The sequence below is a fragment of the Roseburia sp. AF25-13LB genome, from assembly GCF_003478915.1.
GTDB classification, from domain to species: Bacteria; Bacillota; Clostridia; order Lachnospirales; family Lachnospiraceae; genus Roseburia_C; species Roseburia_C amylophila.
In genome coordinates this window covers 11,675-25,764 of the sequence record NZ_QUFO01000013.1, presented here as the reverse complement: position 1 = coordinate 25,764, position 14,090 = coordinate 11,675, and the positions used below count along the sequence as shown (strand labels likewise).

Annotated in this window: 14 protein-coding genes; 11 read left to right on the top strand and 3 right to left on the bottom strand. The window is 41.4% G+C overall.

Features of this window, described 5'->3' with window-relative positions; genetic code table 11:
- Positions 1-15 precede the first annotated feature (15 nt).
- Entirely contained in the window at positions 16-774 is a 759-nt protein-coding gene (locus DWY37_RS14205) for an adaptor protein MecA (RefSeq protein WP_117698543.1), read from the top strand.
- Positions 775-792: 18 nt separating this feature from the next.
- On the top strand, positions 793-1,176 hold the full coding sequence (locus DWY37_RS14200) for a hypothetical protein (protein WP_022243433.1): 384 nt from the start codon (positions 793-795) through the stop codon (positions 1,174-1,176).
- 95 nt (positions 1,177-1,271) lie between these two features.
- Here DWY37_RS14200 and proC read toward each other — a convergent pair whose 3' ends face one another.
- Positions 1,272-2,090 carry a pyrroline-5-carboxylate reductase gene (proC, locus tag DWY37_RS14195; RefSeq protein WP_117841700.1) on the bottom strand — a complete coding sequence of 273 codons (819 nt, stop codon included), beginning with the start codon at positions 2,088-2,090 and terminating at the stop codon, positions 1,272-1,274.
- A gap of 81 nt (positions 2,091-2,171) precedes the next feature.
- Entirely contained in the window at positions 2,172-2,966 is a 795-nt protein-coding gene (locus DWY37_RS14190; protein WP_022243431.1) for an enoyl-CoA hydratase-related protein, read from the bottom strand.
- Between the two features lie 690 nt (positions 2,967-3,656).
- On the opposite strand from DWY37_RS14190, the gene DWY37_RS14180 reads away from it, so the two are divergent.
- The 5 genes from DWY37_RS14180 to DWY37_RS14160 all read left to right on the top strand — a co-directional run bounded on the left by DWY37_RS14180 (position 3,657) and on the right by DWY37_RS14160 (position 8,815).
- Entirely contained in the window at positions 3,657-4,826 is a 1,170-nt protein-coding gene (locus DWY37_RS14180) for a pyridoxal phosphate-dependent aminotransferase (RefSeq protein WP_117698556.1), read from the top strand.
- 114 nt (positions 4,827-4,940) lie between these two features.
- Positions 4,941-5,135 (top strand): hypothetical protein, encoded by a 195-nt coding sequence (locus DWY37_RS14175; protein ID WP_117698545.1) that lies wholly within the window; start codon positions 4,941-4,943, stop codon positions 5,133-5,135.
- A 52-nt stretch (positions 5,136-5,187) separates the two neighbouring features.
- Entirely contained in the window at positions 5,188-6,276 is a 1,089-nt protein-coding gene (gene mutY / locus DWY37_RS14170) for an A/G-specific adenine glycosylase (RefSeq protein WP_118057274.1), read from the top strand.
- Between the two features lie 346 nt (positions 6,277-6,622).
- The gene (glf, locus tag DWY37_RS14165; RefSeq protein ID WP_022243429.1) at positions 6,623-7,768 is read left to right on the top strand and encodes a UDP-galactopyranose mutase; all 1,146 of its coding nucleotides are present in this window, start codon (positions 6,623-6,625) and stop codon (positions 7,766-7,768) included.
- A 30-nt stretch (positions 7,769-7,798) separates the two neighbouring features.
- Positions 7,799-8,815 carry a glycosyltransferase family 2 protein gene (locus tag DWY37_RS14160; protein ID WP_117698548.1) on the top strand — a complete coding sequence of 339 codons (1,017 nt, stop codon included), beginning with the start codon at positions 7,799-7,801 and terminating at the stop codon, positions 8,813-8,815.
- A gap of 174 nt (positions 8,816-8,989) precedes the next feature.
- Here the strand turns inward: DWY37_RS14160 and DWY37_RS14155 are convergent, their stop codons facing one another.
- The gene (locus tag DWY37_RS14155) at positions 8,990-10,438 is read right to left on the bottom strand and encodes a nicotinate phosphoribosyltransferase (protein ID WP_117698549.1); all 1,449 of its coding nucleotides are present in this window, start codon (positions 10,436-10,438) and stop codon (positions 8,990-8,992) included.
- A gap of 263 nt (positions 10,439-10,701) precedes the next feature.
- Between DWY37_RS14155 and DWY37_RS16190 the strand changes: the two genes are divergently transcribed.
- The 4 genes from DWY37_RS16190 to DWY37_RS14135 all read left to right on the top strand — a co-directional run bounded on the left by DWY37_RS16190 (position 10,702) and on the right by DWY37_RS14135 (position 14,071).
- Positions 10,702-11,358 carry a DUF4190 domain-containing protein gene (locus tag DWY37_RS16190; protein WP_243093195.1) on the top strand — a complete coding sequence of 219 codons (657 nt, stop codon included), beginning with the start codon at positions 10,702-10,704 and terminating at the stop codon, positions 11,356-11,358.
- A 20-nt stretch (positions 11,359-11,378) separates the two neighbouring features.
- Positions 11,379-11,927 (top strand): DUF4190 domain-containing protein, encoded by a 549-nt coding sequence (locus tag DWY37_RS14145; RefSeq protein ID WP_117699086.1) that lies wholly within the window; start codon positions 11,379-11,381, stop codon positions 11,925-11,927.
- Between the two features lie 183 nt (positions 11,928-12,110).
- Complete coding sequence (locus DWY37_RS14140) at positions 12,111-12,887, top strand: ABC transporter ATP-binding protein (protein ID WP_117699085.1); 777 nt, start codon at positions 12,111-12,113, stop codon at positions 12,885-12,887.
- Complete coding sequence (locus tag DWY37_RS14135; RefSeq protein WP_118541647.1) at positions 12,884-14,071, top strand: ABC transporter permease; 1,188 nt, start codon at positions 12,884-12,886, stop codon at positions 14,069-14,071. The genes DWY37_RS14140 and DWY37_RS14135 overlap by 4 nt, the downstream gene beginning before the upstream one ends.
- Positions 14,072-14,090 lie beyond the last annotated feature (19 nt).

Genomic DNA, 14,090 nt, shown 5'->3' with positions numbered 1-14,090 from the left:
GGCAGGTGATTGTTTATGAGATTTAAAAGAATCGATGTGGATACGGTGCGCTGTATTATTTCAGAAGAAGAATTAATGGAAAATGGGCTGGAAGTAGATGATTTTCTGCAGAATGACGGAAGAACAGAATCGTTTCTGCGTAAGATTATTTCCATGGCAGAAGAAGAGGTCGGATATAAAGTACAGGGTGGAAATATTACCATTCAGGTTGCAGTACTGCCGGAGCATACGCTGGCACTTACTTTTTCTGAGAAGCCGGAGCTTGGCATCAGCAATATGTTGGAAAATCTGAAGTCTGCAGTAGAAAGTCTGGTTAAGAATGCTCCTGATATTGAAAAGCTGAAACAGACGTCAAAAGAGCTGGCAAATCAGAATCATACGGATGAAGGCATTGCGGAAATACAACCGGAGCAGTCAGAATCTAAGGCAGAAGAAAGCACAGATAAGAAACAGTCTACCGGTGGCTTTACACTAAAAGACCGGAATTTTTATCAGCTTTGCTTTGCAAGCATGGAACGTGCAATTTGTTATGCCAAGGGCGTCCGTCTGGAACTGCCGATGAAGAGCAGTCTTTATTATCTGACCAGAGAGGATGCTTATTATCTTTTGCTTGAGAAGGGAGAACTTAGTGATAAACAGCTTTGTCGTCTTTTAAGTGCTTCTTTGGAATTTGCAGATGATATTTATGCGCATGGACCGACCCGGGCATATATTATGGAGCATGGAAAATGTATTTTGCCGGAGCAGGCGTTAGAACATTTACAGGAAATTTAGACAGACAGAGGAATTGGAATGGAAGAATATAAAGATAAAGCATCTTTTGAAGAATTTTTTAAGCAGAACTATGTCCCACTGGATTATAAATCCATTCGGAATGAGATGCGGGAGGCAGCCGGAGATGGCTGGAGCCTTTTTACCGATGAATACAAATTTCGTGGAAAGATAGATAAGAAAGATTTTATTGTGCATATGACAGGCGATGCCTACTGCACTTTTGAAGAGATTGTGGAAAATGCAATTGATGAGTTGAACAGCGGAATCCTTGACATTGTGATGGAAATCGGCAATGAGATGGAATTTGACAACGATACAGCAGAAATTTATTTTGATACCATTGAAAAGCAGTTGAAGGAAATGTTAGATGCCCTTTATGATGATGTGCTTAAAGATTTATAAAAGCAGGTAAAATAAACAGTAAAGATAGAAAAGGCCCCGGAAGAACGATTGTATTGAAAATTAGTTCTTCCGGGGTTTCTTATATGCCTTTAATATCAATCGGAGAGTTTGCTCATGGCACGGGATTTTTCAGAGCAGGCATTCTGGGCAGCAATTACGGTGCTGCGGAAGGAGCCTTCCTCTAATTTTGCCACAGCAGCAATGGTAGTTCCGGCCGGGGAGCAGACTGCATCCTTTAATTCACCCGGATGTTTACCGGTCTCTAATACCATTTTAGCTGCACCAAGAACGGACTGGGCAGCAAATTTATAAGCCTGGGCACGCGGCATTCCGTCATTAACGGCTGCGTCAGCCATTGCTTCAATAAACATATAGACGTAAGCCGGTGAGGAACCGCTGACTCCGACTACGGCATCCATAAGACTTTCCGGTACAATTTCTGCTTTACCAAAGCTTTCAAAGAGAGAGACAACCATTTTGTTTTCTTCTTCTGTGATATGCTCATTTGGGGTAATGGCAGACATGGCTTCCTGAACCATAGCCGGTGTATTTGGCATGGTACGAACCAGTTTAATATCTTTGCTGAATAAAGATTCAATCCGTGAAATGGTCTGTCCGGCAGCAATGGCAACTATGATTTTGTCATCGGTAACACTGTCTTTGATTTCTTTGATGACTGTTTCATAAAGATATGGTTTTACAGCAAGAAAAATGATATCGGATTCTACAGCAACAGTCTCATTGTCTAAGGTGGTGCGGATACCATACTGCTCAGAAAGTGTATCCAGTGTGGCCTGGGTTTTCGCACTGGCAATCAGGTGGCTGGCAGGAACCAGACCGGAAGAGATAATTCCGCCAATCATGGCACGACCCATATTACCGCTTCCGATAAAACCAATTTTTTTATCTAACATGATGCATTCTCCTTTTATGAAAGGGGATATCCCAGATGATACTGGAATATCCCCTTTGATATTGTCTAAGTATAAGTTCAATTAGAAATCTGTTAAGTCAGCGGCTCTTCTCTCTAAGAAAGCACTCATGCCTTCTTTTTTATCATGGGTAGAGCAGGTTACGCCAAACAGGTTAGCTTCCATTTCAACAGCATTCTTGATATCCATATCATATCCGTTGTTGATAGCAGCTTTTGCGATAGATACTGCATAGCTTCCTTTAGAGATAATTTTCTCTGCCATAGCTTTTGCGGTTGGCATTAATTCTTCTTTTGCAACAACTTTGTTTACAAGTCCGATGCGGTATGCTTCGTTTGCATCGATGTTATCGCAGGTGAAGATCATTTCTTTTGCACGTCCCATGCCAACAAGACGGGCAAGTCTCTGTGTACCACCGAATCCTGGGATGATTCCAAGACCACACTCAGGCTGTCCGAATACTGCGTTGTCAGAAGCAATACGGATATCACATGCCATAGAAATTTCGCATCCGCCACCTAAAGCGAATCCATTAACAGCAGCAATAGTTACCTGTCTCATATTCATTAATTTAAAGAATGGAACAGAAGCTTTCATACCGAATGCTCTTGCTTCAGCAGCAGAGAAGTTAACCATCTCAGCGATGTCAGCACCAGCAACGAAAGATTTGAATTCGTTACCTTTCTTATCAGCACCACCGGTTAAGATAACGACTTTGATATCGTCTCTTCCTTCGATTTCGGTAAGAACAGTGTTCAGTTCATCCAATGTTTCGGAATTCAATGCGTTTAATGCTGCAGGTCTGGTAATAGTAAGAACTGCAATTTCGTTTTCAACTGTTAAAGTTAAGTTGTTCATGAAATAGGACCCTCCTGATTGATAAATTATTAACAATGTTTCAATACTTATAATGGTATAACTTTTGGGAGGATTTGTCAATAAAAACTGGTATTTTACAGGGATTGTGCTACAATAGGAAAAGACTTGTCATGTGATTACGCAATGGTTTTTGTGAGGAAGCGGATTTTTGGAATTTTAAGTAGCTTTTCTATAAGATTTTTTATTGAAAGCAGAATGTATACAATTCTAAAAATTGCTTTTTTCTTATTGTTGTCTGTTTTACCACCTGCTTTGACCGGATGCCTTTTGTGGTCCGTCTGTTACGGATATCTAAGGCACCTTTAAGCAGCTCTAGGCATTTCTGCTTATAAAGCTGTTTTCCGGCAACCGGCGCATAGTCACATCCGTGCTCCAATGCGCCTTCCTGGCACATCCATGTGCCAGGATTGCCAGTTGACAAAAGAAATGCCAAGAGCTGCTAGCAAGGCACCTAAATGATATCCGTAATCAGGCGAACCGCAGAAGGCATACTGTCAAACATTGGAAAAACAGGCATTATCCCAAGAGAAAAAAGCACTTTTTTAGAATTGTAGCATTCTGATTTCTAAAAAGGCTATAGAAAAGCTGCTTAAAATTCGAAAACCACTGCTTCTAAAAAATAATTGCGTAATTACATGACAGGACTTGTACAAAGAGAGGTCAATGAAAATGAAAGATACAAAATCATACTTATCAAAAATCGTACAGGATATGCCGGATTCCGGAATCAAGGATTTCTTTGATGTGGCAAATACCATGGAAGGTGCACTTTCACTGGGTGTAGGCGAACCGGATTTCCCGACACCGGAGCATGTAAGAGAGGCAGCGATTGCTTCTATAAAAAAGGGGGATACCAAATACACCGATAACCGCGGAACGGTAGAACTGCGTGCAGCGGCAGCGGATTATCTGACAAAATTTGATTTGCATTATGATAAACAGGACGAAATACTGATTACCATGGGAGCCAGCGAAGGAATTGATTTAGCTCTTCGGACACTGGTGAATCCGGGAGAGGAAGTTTTAGTGGCAGAACCTTCCTACGTTTCCTATATTCCATGTATTGAATTATGTGGCGGTGTTCCGGTATCATTAAAATTAAGAGCGGAGAATAAATTCCGTCTGACCAGAGAACAGTTAGAGGAAAAGATAACGGAGAAATCCAAAGTCTTACTGATTTCCTATCCGAACAATCCGACCGGAGCCATTATGGAAAAGGAAGATTTAGAGGCAATCGCAGAAGTGGTAAAGGAACATGATTTGTTCGTGATTACCGATGAAATCTATGCAGAATTAACCTATGGAAAGAAACATGTTTCCATCGCATCCCTTCCGGGCATGTATGAGCGCTGCGTTGTATTAAACGGATTTTCCAAAGCATTTGCCATGACCGGATGGCGTATGGGAATTGCAGCAGGACCAAAGGATGTTATTTTCCATATGAATAAAATACATCAGTTTACAACTATGTCAGCAGGAACCACCAGCCAGTATGCGGCATTGGAAGCATTGACCAGTCCGGTGAGAGATGAAGAGATTGCAGTCATGCGGGAAGAGTATGATGCCAGAAGAACACTGATGGTAGAGGGATTCCGTAAGATGGGATTATCCGTAGCAGAACCGGAAGGTGCATTCTATGTATTTCCGGACATTCGAAAAACAGGACTTACCAGTGAAGAATTCTGTAACCGCCTGTTGCAGGAACAGAAGGTAGCCGTTATCCCGGGAAATGCCTTCGGTACATGCGGAGAAGGCTTTGTACGATGCTCCTATGCATATTCGCAGGATGTCATTCGTGCCTGTCTGGAGAAAATTGCTGAATTCGTAGCACAGTTCTAATAATTGGAAAATTATTATGTGATGCATTTGATTTACGTGAGTAGATGGTATTGTTGATAAGATACCCGGACAGTCCGTTAAGTAAGGATGCCTGATAAAGGCGGTTAGTGGCACTTGGAATTTCGTCCGGCATCCGGCAACGCTGGCACAGGGATGTGCCAGCGAGGTGCATATGAACATGGATGTGAATTTGCACCGGTTGCCAGCGAAGGCTGTATCCCTTCGAAATTCTTAGTGCCACTTATCGGCTTTATGTGGCATCAGAACTTAACGGACTGCCGGGATATGCTCGGTTCAAACTATCGATAGCAACGTACAACCCTGCACCCACGAAACAGAAATAGAATTAGAAAGAGGAACCATGAGAGAACCATTTGACCTGACAACCCTGATAGAACCATTATTAAATTGGTTTAAAGACCATGCCAGAGTGTTGCCCTGGCGCAATGAGCCGACTCCATACCGGGTGTGGGTGTCTGAAATTATGCTGCAGCAGACCAGAGTGGAAGCGGTAAAACCATATTTTGACCGGTTTTTAAAGGAACTGCCGGATGTAGCAGCACTTTCAGAATGCCCGGAGGAGAAGCTTTTGAAACTCTGGGAAGGACTTGGATACTACAACCGGGTGAGAAATATGCAGATTGCAGCACAGACGGTCATGGAGAATTATCATGGAGAGCTTCCGGCAGATTATGAGGCACTGACAAAGTTGAAAGGAATTGGTCATTATACGGCAGGAGCCATCGCATCTATCGCATTTGGCATTCCGGTACCGGCGGTGGATGGAAATGTGCTCCGTGTCATATCCCGGGTAACAGAGGATGATGCGGATATCATGAAAGCATCTGTGCGGACGGCAATGGAGAAGGACTTATTGGAAATTATGCCGGAAAACAGGGCGGGAGCTTTTAACCAGGCACTGATGGAGCTTGGTGCAACGGTATGTCTGCCGAATGGGGCACCTTTATGCGAAGCATGTCCTTGGAAAGAAGTCTGCCGGGCACAAAAGAGCGGACGCTGGAGAGAACTTCCGGTAAAGAGCAAGGCGAAGGCAAGAAGGATAGAGGACAGAACAGTTCTTGTTATAAAGGCAGAGGATAAGGTCCTTTTGCATAAACGGGCCAACAAGGGACTTTTAGCTGGACTCTATGAATTTCCAAATGTGGAAGGGCATCTTAAGGAAGAGGAAGTTATTACCTATCTTAAGAAAATGGGGTTGTCACCGATTCGTTTGAAAAAATTAGAAGACAGCAGGCATATTTTTTCCCATATTGAATGGCATATGACAGGATATGCAGTGCAGATTGATGAGACAGAGCAGGAGTATCAGAATATGCTCTTTGTGGATGTGAAAGAAACGGAAGAACAGTATCCGATTCCGGCAGCATTTTCCAGATACACGGGATATATGAACATTCGTCTTGGAAATGACAGATATAAGGAAGAATAGCAGAAAAGCCATAGAAAAAAGAGGGAGCCGGTGATTTTCACCGGCCTTTCATATGAAAAAGATTTTTTATGGTAAGTGTTAAAAACACTATTTTTTGGGAGGAACCTTGCATCAGCTGCAAGGTCTATGAAAAAATAAAATTATCGCTTTTTTCTTTCTCAGCTTAGTTATAGTATAAAAGCAGAATGTGAAAACAATATGCCCGGATTGTTAGAAGGCTGTAAATAAAATATGAATAAATTGTAAACGAAGTGCCTTAAAGAAATCCTAAGAAAAAATGAATTGGAAAACAAATGACAAATGTGTATAATTGAATGAGGATTACCAAGGGGGAAGGAGAACAGAAATGTACGACAGCATTGTAATCGGAGCCGGAATCGCCGGCAGTGTGGCAGCAAGAAAGCTGGCAGAAGAAGGAAAGCAGAAGGTTCTTTTATTGGAACGGAGAAATCATATTGCAGGAAACTGTTATGACAGACCGGATGACCATGGAATTGTAATACATGAATATGGTCCACATATTTTTCATACAAATAAGGAAGAAGTATATCAGTATCTGTCAAGATTTACAGACTGGTATTTCTTTGGTCATGAGGTAGTAGCAAATGTGCATGGGACACTGATTCCGGTACCATTTAACCTGAATACTTTACATATGGTTTATGGGAAAGAGCAGGCAGACCGGTTAGAGCAGAAGCTGATTGCCGCATACGGAGAGGGAAGCCGGGTTCCGATTATGAAATTACGGGAAAATGAAGATGCAGATATCCGGAAGATTGCGGATTATGTATACGAAAATGTTTTCCTTTATTATACGATGAAGCAGTGGGGGCAGAAACCAGAGGAGATAAGCCCGGAAGTAACAGGACGTGTGCCGGTGCTGATTTCTTATGATAACAGATATTTCCAGGATAAATATCAGGGTATGCCAAAGGAAGGTTATACCGCAATGTTCGAAAAGATGTTAGACCATCCGGATATTGAGGTGAGGACTGGTGTAGATGCCGGAGAGGTACTGAAATTTACAGAGGACGGCATTTATTTTGATGGAAAGAAATTCGAAGGAAATGTCATTTATACCGGAGCACTGGATGAGTTGTTTGCATGCTGTTATGGAAGGCTGCCATATCGTTCACTCCGCTTTGATTTTGAATATTATGACAAACCGGATTATCAGGGACACAGTGTTGTAAATTATACGGTAAGCGAGGATTATACCAGAATTACGGAGTTTAAGTATCTGACCGGGCAGCAGGCAGATGGAACCACGATTGTAAAGGAATATCCATTTGCATACAGTGGAGCAGAAGGAGAGATTCCTTATTATGCCATTTTAAATGAAGAAAATCAGTCATTATATGAAAAATATAAAGCACTGACCGGAAAATATCCGAATATGCATCTTTTGGGAAGACTGGCAGAATACAAATATTATAATATTGATGCCATGACAGAGAAAGCATTAGAACTTACCAAAGAACTTTTAAAATAAAATGTTTCGAAAAACGATTGGAGAAAAAGAATGAAATTATTATCAGTAACCATTCCATGTTACAATTCACAGGATTATATGGAACATTGTATTGAAACACTGCTGACAGGTGGAGAAGATGTGGAGATTTTAATCGTAGATGACGGCTCAAAGGATGCAACAGCAGAGATTGCTGACCGTTATCAGAAGAAATATCCTACTATTATTAAGGCAATCCATCAGGAAAATGGTGGACACGGTGCAGCTGTAAATACCGGTATTGCCAATGCAACCGGACTGTATTTTAAAGTGGTAGACAGTGATGACTGGGTAGATGAAGAGAGCTATCACAAGATTCTTGCTAAATTACGGGAACTTGTGGGCGGAAGTACTACTCTTGATATGTTTATCAGCAATTTCGTATATGAGAAGCAGGGCGCAGAGCATAAAAAAGTAATGAAATATACCAGAATGTTCCCGGAAAATGAAGTCTTTACCTGGTCTGATGTAAGGCATATCAGCAAGGGGCATTATATTCTGATGCATTCTGTTATTTACCGTACCCAGTTATTAAAGGATTGCGGACTTGAGCTGCCAAGACACACCTTCTATGTGGATAATCTTTTTGTATACAATCCGTTGCCATATGTAAAGACCATGTATTATATGAATGTGGATTTCTATCGTTATTTTATCGGAAGGGAAGACCAGTCTGTCAATGAAAAGGTTATGATTGGAAGAATTGATCAGCAGATTAAGGTAAATAAACTGATGATAGAAGAAGTGAATTTGTGGAAAATTGCAAACCCAAAATTAAGAAAATATATGTTTAATTACCTTGAAATTATTACTGTAGTATCAACAGTACTTTGCCTGCGTTCCGAGACAGAAGAAAATCTCATGAAGAAACGGGAACTGTGGTCTTATATCAAAGGTTATGATCTTCGTCTCTTCCATCATTTAAGAAGGGGGATTTTAGGACAGTCCATGAATCTTCCGGGTAAGGGTGGAAGAAAGATTTCCGTTGCAGCATATAAGCTGACCCAGAAGATTGTCGGATTTAACTAAGCTGAAAGAAAAAATGTGAATAAACGAGCGTAGGTTTGTAGAAAAGAAAAACAACAGAGGGCATTATTGCTTATATAAAGAAACCACCTTATGCCGGAAAAAACGGTAAAGGCGGTTTCTTTTTTACGCGAGTAACGAGAAAAATTGCATGCTCGCAAAGAGTGTTTCTCGTAGTTACATATGCTCTTTATTTAAGAGAGCAGTTTTCATTTCATATAATTTGTCGGATAAATCAACGTAGATTTCCTGTGGATTTACGAAACGTTTTGTCTCATCCCAGATGGTATCTTTTTCTCTGGTGCAGTAACGCTGAATATCCATAACACTTGGAGATTCGTAAACACATTCGCCCTTCTGGAAAACCGGAACAAGAAGTTCACGCAGCGTATAGCTTCCGCCAGGAAGAGTTGTTTTCTTCCATGGGGCGTTCGGGTCAAAGAGCTTCATGTCCTTGGATTCATCAAAGACTTCGCCCACCAGACAGATAAGGTCAGCCTTAATCTTACCGGTTTCTTTATCATAAATACGATAAACAGTTTTATTGCCAGGATTTGTAACTTTTTCCACATTTTCGGAAAGCTTAATCTTTGGAATGAATTCACCGGCTTCATTCTGGATAGCAGCCAGCTTGTATACACCGCCGAAAGCAGGATTGTCTTTGGAAGTAATTAAGTTGGTTCCAACACCCCAGGAAGTAATGGTAGCCCCCTGAATCTTTAAGCTTTCAATCAGATACTCATCCAGATCATTGGAAGCGGAGATAACTGCGTCCGGGAATCCGGCATCATCTAACATTTTGCGGACTTTCTTGGAAAGATAAGCAAGGTCGCCACTGTCCATACGGATTCCGTAGTAGGTAAGCGGAATGCCGGCATCTCTCATTTCTTTAAATACCTTGATGGCATTTGGCATACCGGATTTTAAAGTATCATAGGTATCGACAAGAAGGATGCAGGCAGATGGATAAAGCTCTGCATATTTCTTGAAGGCGGTATATTCATCCGGGAAACTCATAATCCAGCTATGGGCGTGGGTTCCAAGTACCGGGACGTCAAACATCTGACCGGCAAGGACGTTGGAAGTACCTTTACAGCCGCCGATAACAGCAGCTCTGGCACCGTAGGTTCCGGAATCAGGACCCTGGGCGCGTCTTAAACCAAATTCCATGACGCCATCGCCCTGGGCAGCGTAGCATACGCGGGCAGCCTTGGTGGCAATCAGGCTCTGGTGGTTGATGATATTTAAGACTGCAGTTTCGATTAACTGGGCTTCCATAATCGGAGCAACCACTTTTACAAGAGGCTCTCTTGGAAAAATCAGAGTTCCTTCCGGAATTGCATAGATATCACCGGAGAATTTAAAGTTACTTAAATAAGTTAAAAAGTCTTCATCAAAGATGGATAAACTTCTTAAATAGGAAATATCCTCTTCGTCAAAATGAAGATTCTTGATATAGTCAATCATCTGGTCTAATCCCGCGCAGACTGCATAACCGCCATCACATGGATTGGTGCGGTAAAAAGCGTCAAAAACAGCCACATCACGGTTGCCGGTTTTAAAGTATCCCTGCATCATTGTCATCTCATAAAGATCAGTCAACAATGTCAAATTTAATGTACTCATATGTGATATTCCTTTCTTTTACATCTGTAAATACAGGTGTCTTGTCAGATGAATTATAGACTTTTACTTACAAAAAAGCAAGTAATGAGTATAAATATGCTTCATTATAACCATTTTTTCCGGATTTGCAAAGTTTATGATAAAATATATGAGAAAAAATTTATAAAAATTTTATAATTTCATTTATTTTTCTTGTAATGGGGGTAGGCATTTGTTACAATAAATGGGAGAAAATATTTTATACTAATGGAGGATGTATTATAATGAGTGAAGAAAATTTCAACACTGAAAATGGAACGAATGAGCAGACATATAGCCAGCCACAGCAGACATATAGCCAGCCACAGCAGACATATAGTCAGCCACAGCAGACATATAGCCAGCCACAGCAGGCATATGAACAGCCACAGCAGACATATAGCCAGCCACAGCAGGCATATGAACAGCCACAGCAGACATATAGCCAGCCACAGCAGGCATATGAACAGCCACAGCAGAATTATGACCAGCAGGCTTATAACCAGAATCAGCAGTATGCACAGCAGAACTATGGTTATGACCAGTCCCAGCAGGGATATGGAACTTATCAGCAGCCACAGCAGCAGGCATATGGAAGCTTCGACCAGACACAGTATGGTTACAACCAGCCGGCTTCATCCGGAAAAGGAATGGCAATTGCATCCATGGTACTGGGAATTGTATCCATCCCGGCAATCTGTTTCTGGATTGTAGGACTTCCTTGTGCAATTGTAGGATTAATCCTTGGCATTCTTTATAATAAGAAAAACGAGCATTCCCCAATGGCAACAGCAGGTATTGTCTGCAGTATTATTACCATTGCACTTCTGGTGCTGGTACTTATCCTGTACATCGTTGGTGCAGTATCATTAAGTTCTTTGGGATATAGCTACTATTATTAAAAAGGAATTGGTGAAGCAGAATGTATCCAGATAACAGGAATCCATATCCGTTGAATCAAAATCAGAATCCGCAGTATGGGAATCCATACCCGCCGAATCAGAACCAGAATCCGCAGTATGGGAATCCATACCCGCCGAATCAGAACCAGAATCCGCAGTATGGGAATCCGTACCCGCCAAATTACAATCAGCGTCCGGCAGATAACCGGAAAGAGGAGCCGGGAAAAGGTTTCGCAGTTGCATCCATGGTGTTGGGGCTGATTTCACTGGTATTATTTTGCACCGGAATCAATATTATAACTGCAATTCTGGCAATTGTTTTTGGAATTATACATCTGGTGAAACAAAAACAGAACCCTGGAATGGCAGTTGCAGGTATTGTAACAGCTGTAGTTGGTATACTTGCATTTGTAACGTACTGGCTTTTGATTATTCATGCAGCAGGCAGAACCAGTGGGCCGGATGAATTCCTAAGACGTTATGAATATCAGTTTGATGGTGAAATGAAAGCACCGGATGACTATCAGGATTTAGAGGATTATCTGCAGCATAATTTTGAGAATTTTTAAGAAGAACATAAGAAGCATTGAATGGAGAATCAAATCTGTTCAGTGCTTTTTGCTTCATTTACCTGGAAATACCGGAAAGTAAAAGGAAAGCACTAACCGTTGAAAAAAATAGTGCTTGACGCACAGATACACAAGTGTAATAATACAATAGTACAATCAAGACGATAACTGAAAGGAGAAGTTATGGAGGAGATTATGAAGGTAAAGGGTCTCAATAAGACCTTTACATTATCCCAGAAACAACAAAAGATTGAGAAAACCAATGAGAAGAAGCGAATTGCAGTGCATGATTTATCATTTACTTCTTATCGGGGAGAGGTGTTTGGACTGCTTGGACCAAACGGAGCCGGAAAGACAACCACACTTCGTATGCTGGCAACACTGATTAAACCGGATTCCGGAGATGCTGTTTTAGATGGCAGCAGTATTGTTAATGCACCGGAAGAAGTACGTGGCAAGATCGGCTTTCTGACCAGTGAACTGAAATTAGAGGGCTTTTTTACACCAAATTATTTATATAATTTCTTTTCGGATTTATACGGAGTAGAGCCGGCTGTCCGGGATGAAAGAAAGAAGAGACTTTTTGACCGCTTCGGCATCACACAGTTTGCAGAAGTGAAAGTAAAGGATATGTCTACCGGTATGAAACAGAAGGTTTCTTTGGTTATTTCCTTAGTCCATGACCCGGAAATCATTATCTTTGATGAACCGACCAACGGACTTGATGTTCTGACAGCCAAAGTAGTAACGGATTTCCTGTTAGAGCTTAAGAAAGAAGGAAAGAGCATCATCGTTTCTACCCACATTTTCAGCCTGATTGAGAAAATCTGTGACAGAGTCGGAATTATCATCAAGGGAGAAATGATTATCTGCGATACATTAGAGGCAGTGAAAAATGGCAAATCATTAGAAGACAGATTCTTTGAAATCTATGAAGAAACGGTAGGTGAAGCAGAATGAGAAACAATCTTATGACAATTATAAAGAAAGAACTTGCCCGCTTCTTCGGGGATAAGAGAATGGTATTTACGACTATTTTAATGCCGGGCTTACTGATTTATATCATGTACAGCTTCATGGGAAGTGGACTGACCTCCAAATTCGAAGCAGATGAGGATTATACTTACCGTATTTATGCAGAAAATATGCCATCCTCGGTTTCAGCCATGATAAAAGGCAGTGACATCAATGTGGAATATTTAGACCGGGATGGTGTCAGCGAAGAGGATATGAAGCAGGCGGTAACCGATAAAGATGCGGAAATGCTGATGGTATTTCCAGAGAATTTTGAAGCGGATGTGCAGGCATATGACAGTATGACAGCAGCTACACCGGCTCCGCAGGTAGCCTTATATTATAATTCTGCAGATACCGAATCCACAGCATGTTACCAGATTATGACTGCAGTATTAGATGGATATGAAGCTTCTATGGCAAACAAGTTTGATGTCAACAGCGGGGACACAGAATATGACCTTGCCAGCAAGGAAGACAGCACCGGACAGATTTTCTCCATGATGCTTCCAATGCTGCTTATGATATTCCTCTTCTCAGGATGTATGGCAATTGCACCGGAATCCATAGCAGGGGAAAAGGAGAGAGGAACTATTGCTACCTTATTGGTAACACCGATGAAACGTGGACAGCTTGCCATGGGTAAAATCATCAGCCTTGGTATTATCGGACTTTTAAGTGGAATTTCCAGTTTTGTGGGTACCATGTTATCCCTTCCAAAATTAATGGGAACAGAATCCAATGCAATGGATGCCAGCGTATACAGCGTCACCGATTATATCCTTTTATTGCTGGTGATTCTTACCACAGTACTGGTACTGGTTGGAGCATTAGCTGTAATTTCAGCATTTGCAAAGACAGTAAAGGAAGCAGGTTCCATGATTATGCCGCTGATGGTTGTGGTAATGGTAATTTCCATTACATCCATGCTTGGAAGCGGGGCACCGAAGGAATTTTACTGGTATCTGATTCCTTTCTATAACAGTGTGCAGGGCATGACCGGAATTTTTGATTTCTCCTACAGCGGAATCAATATTGTGGCATGTCTTGTCAGTAACCTTATTTATACCGGTATTTTATCAACGGTACTGGCGAAAATGTTTGGCAGTGAGAAAATTATGTATTCCTAGAAAAAAATACTAGACAAAT

What these genes read in the sequence shown, in the direction of transcription:
- DWY37_RS14205 (WP_117698543.1), top strand. Translation starts at nt 16, where the DNA reads ATGAGATTTAAAAGAATCGATGTGGATACGGTGCGCTGTATTATTTCA.
- DWY37_RS14200 (WP_022243433.1), top strand. Translation starts at nt 793, where the DNA reads ATGGAAGAATATAAAGATAAAGCATCTTTTGAAGAATTTTTTAAGCAG.
- proC (WP_117841700.1), bottom strand. Translation starts at nt 2,090, where the DNA reads ATGTTAGATAAAAAAATTGGTTTTATCGGAAGCGGTAATATGGGTCGT.
- DWY37_RS14190 (WP_022243431.1), bottom strand. Translation starts at nt 2,966, where the DNA reads ATGAACAACTTAACTTTAACAGTTGAAAACGAAATTGCAGTTCTTACT.
- DWY37_RS14180 (WP_117698556.1), top strand. Translation starts at nt 3,657, where the DNA reads ATGAAAGATACAAAATCATACTTATCAAAAATCGTACAGGATATGCCG.
- mutY (WP_118057274.1), top strand. Translation starts at nt 5,188, where the DNA reads ATGAGAGAACCATTTGACCTGACAACCCTGATAGAACCATTATTAAAT.
- glf (WP_022243429.1), top strand. Translation starts at nt 6,623, where the DNA reads ATGTACGACAGCATTGTAATCGGAGCCGGAATCGCCGGCAGTGTGGCA.
- DWY37_RS14160 (WP_117698548.1), top strand. Translation starts at nt 7,799, where the DNA reads ATGAAATTATTATCAGTAACCATTCCATGTTACAATTCACAGGATTAT.
- DWY37_RS14155 (WP_117698549.1), bottom strand. Translation starts at nt 10,438, where the DNA reads ATGAGTACATTAAATTTGACATTGTTGACTGATCTTTATGAGATGACA.
- DWY37_RS16190 (WP_243093195.1), top strand. Translation starts at nt 10,702, where the DNA reads ATGAGTGAAGAAAATTTCAACACTGAAAATGGAACGAATGAGCAGACA.
- DWY37_RS14145 (WP_117699086.1), top strand. Translation starts at nt 11,379, where the DNA reads ATGTATCCAGATAACAGGAATCCATATCCGTTGAATCAAAATCAGAAT.
- DWY37_RS14140 (WP_117699085.1), top strand. Translation starts at nt 12,111, where the DNA reads ATGGAGGAGATTATGAAGGTAAAGGGTCTCAATAAGACCTTTACATTA.
- DWY37_RS14135 (WP_118541647.1), top strand. Translation starts at nt 12,884, where the DNA reads ATGAGAAACAATCTTATGACAATTATAAAGAAAGAACTTGCCCGCTTC.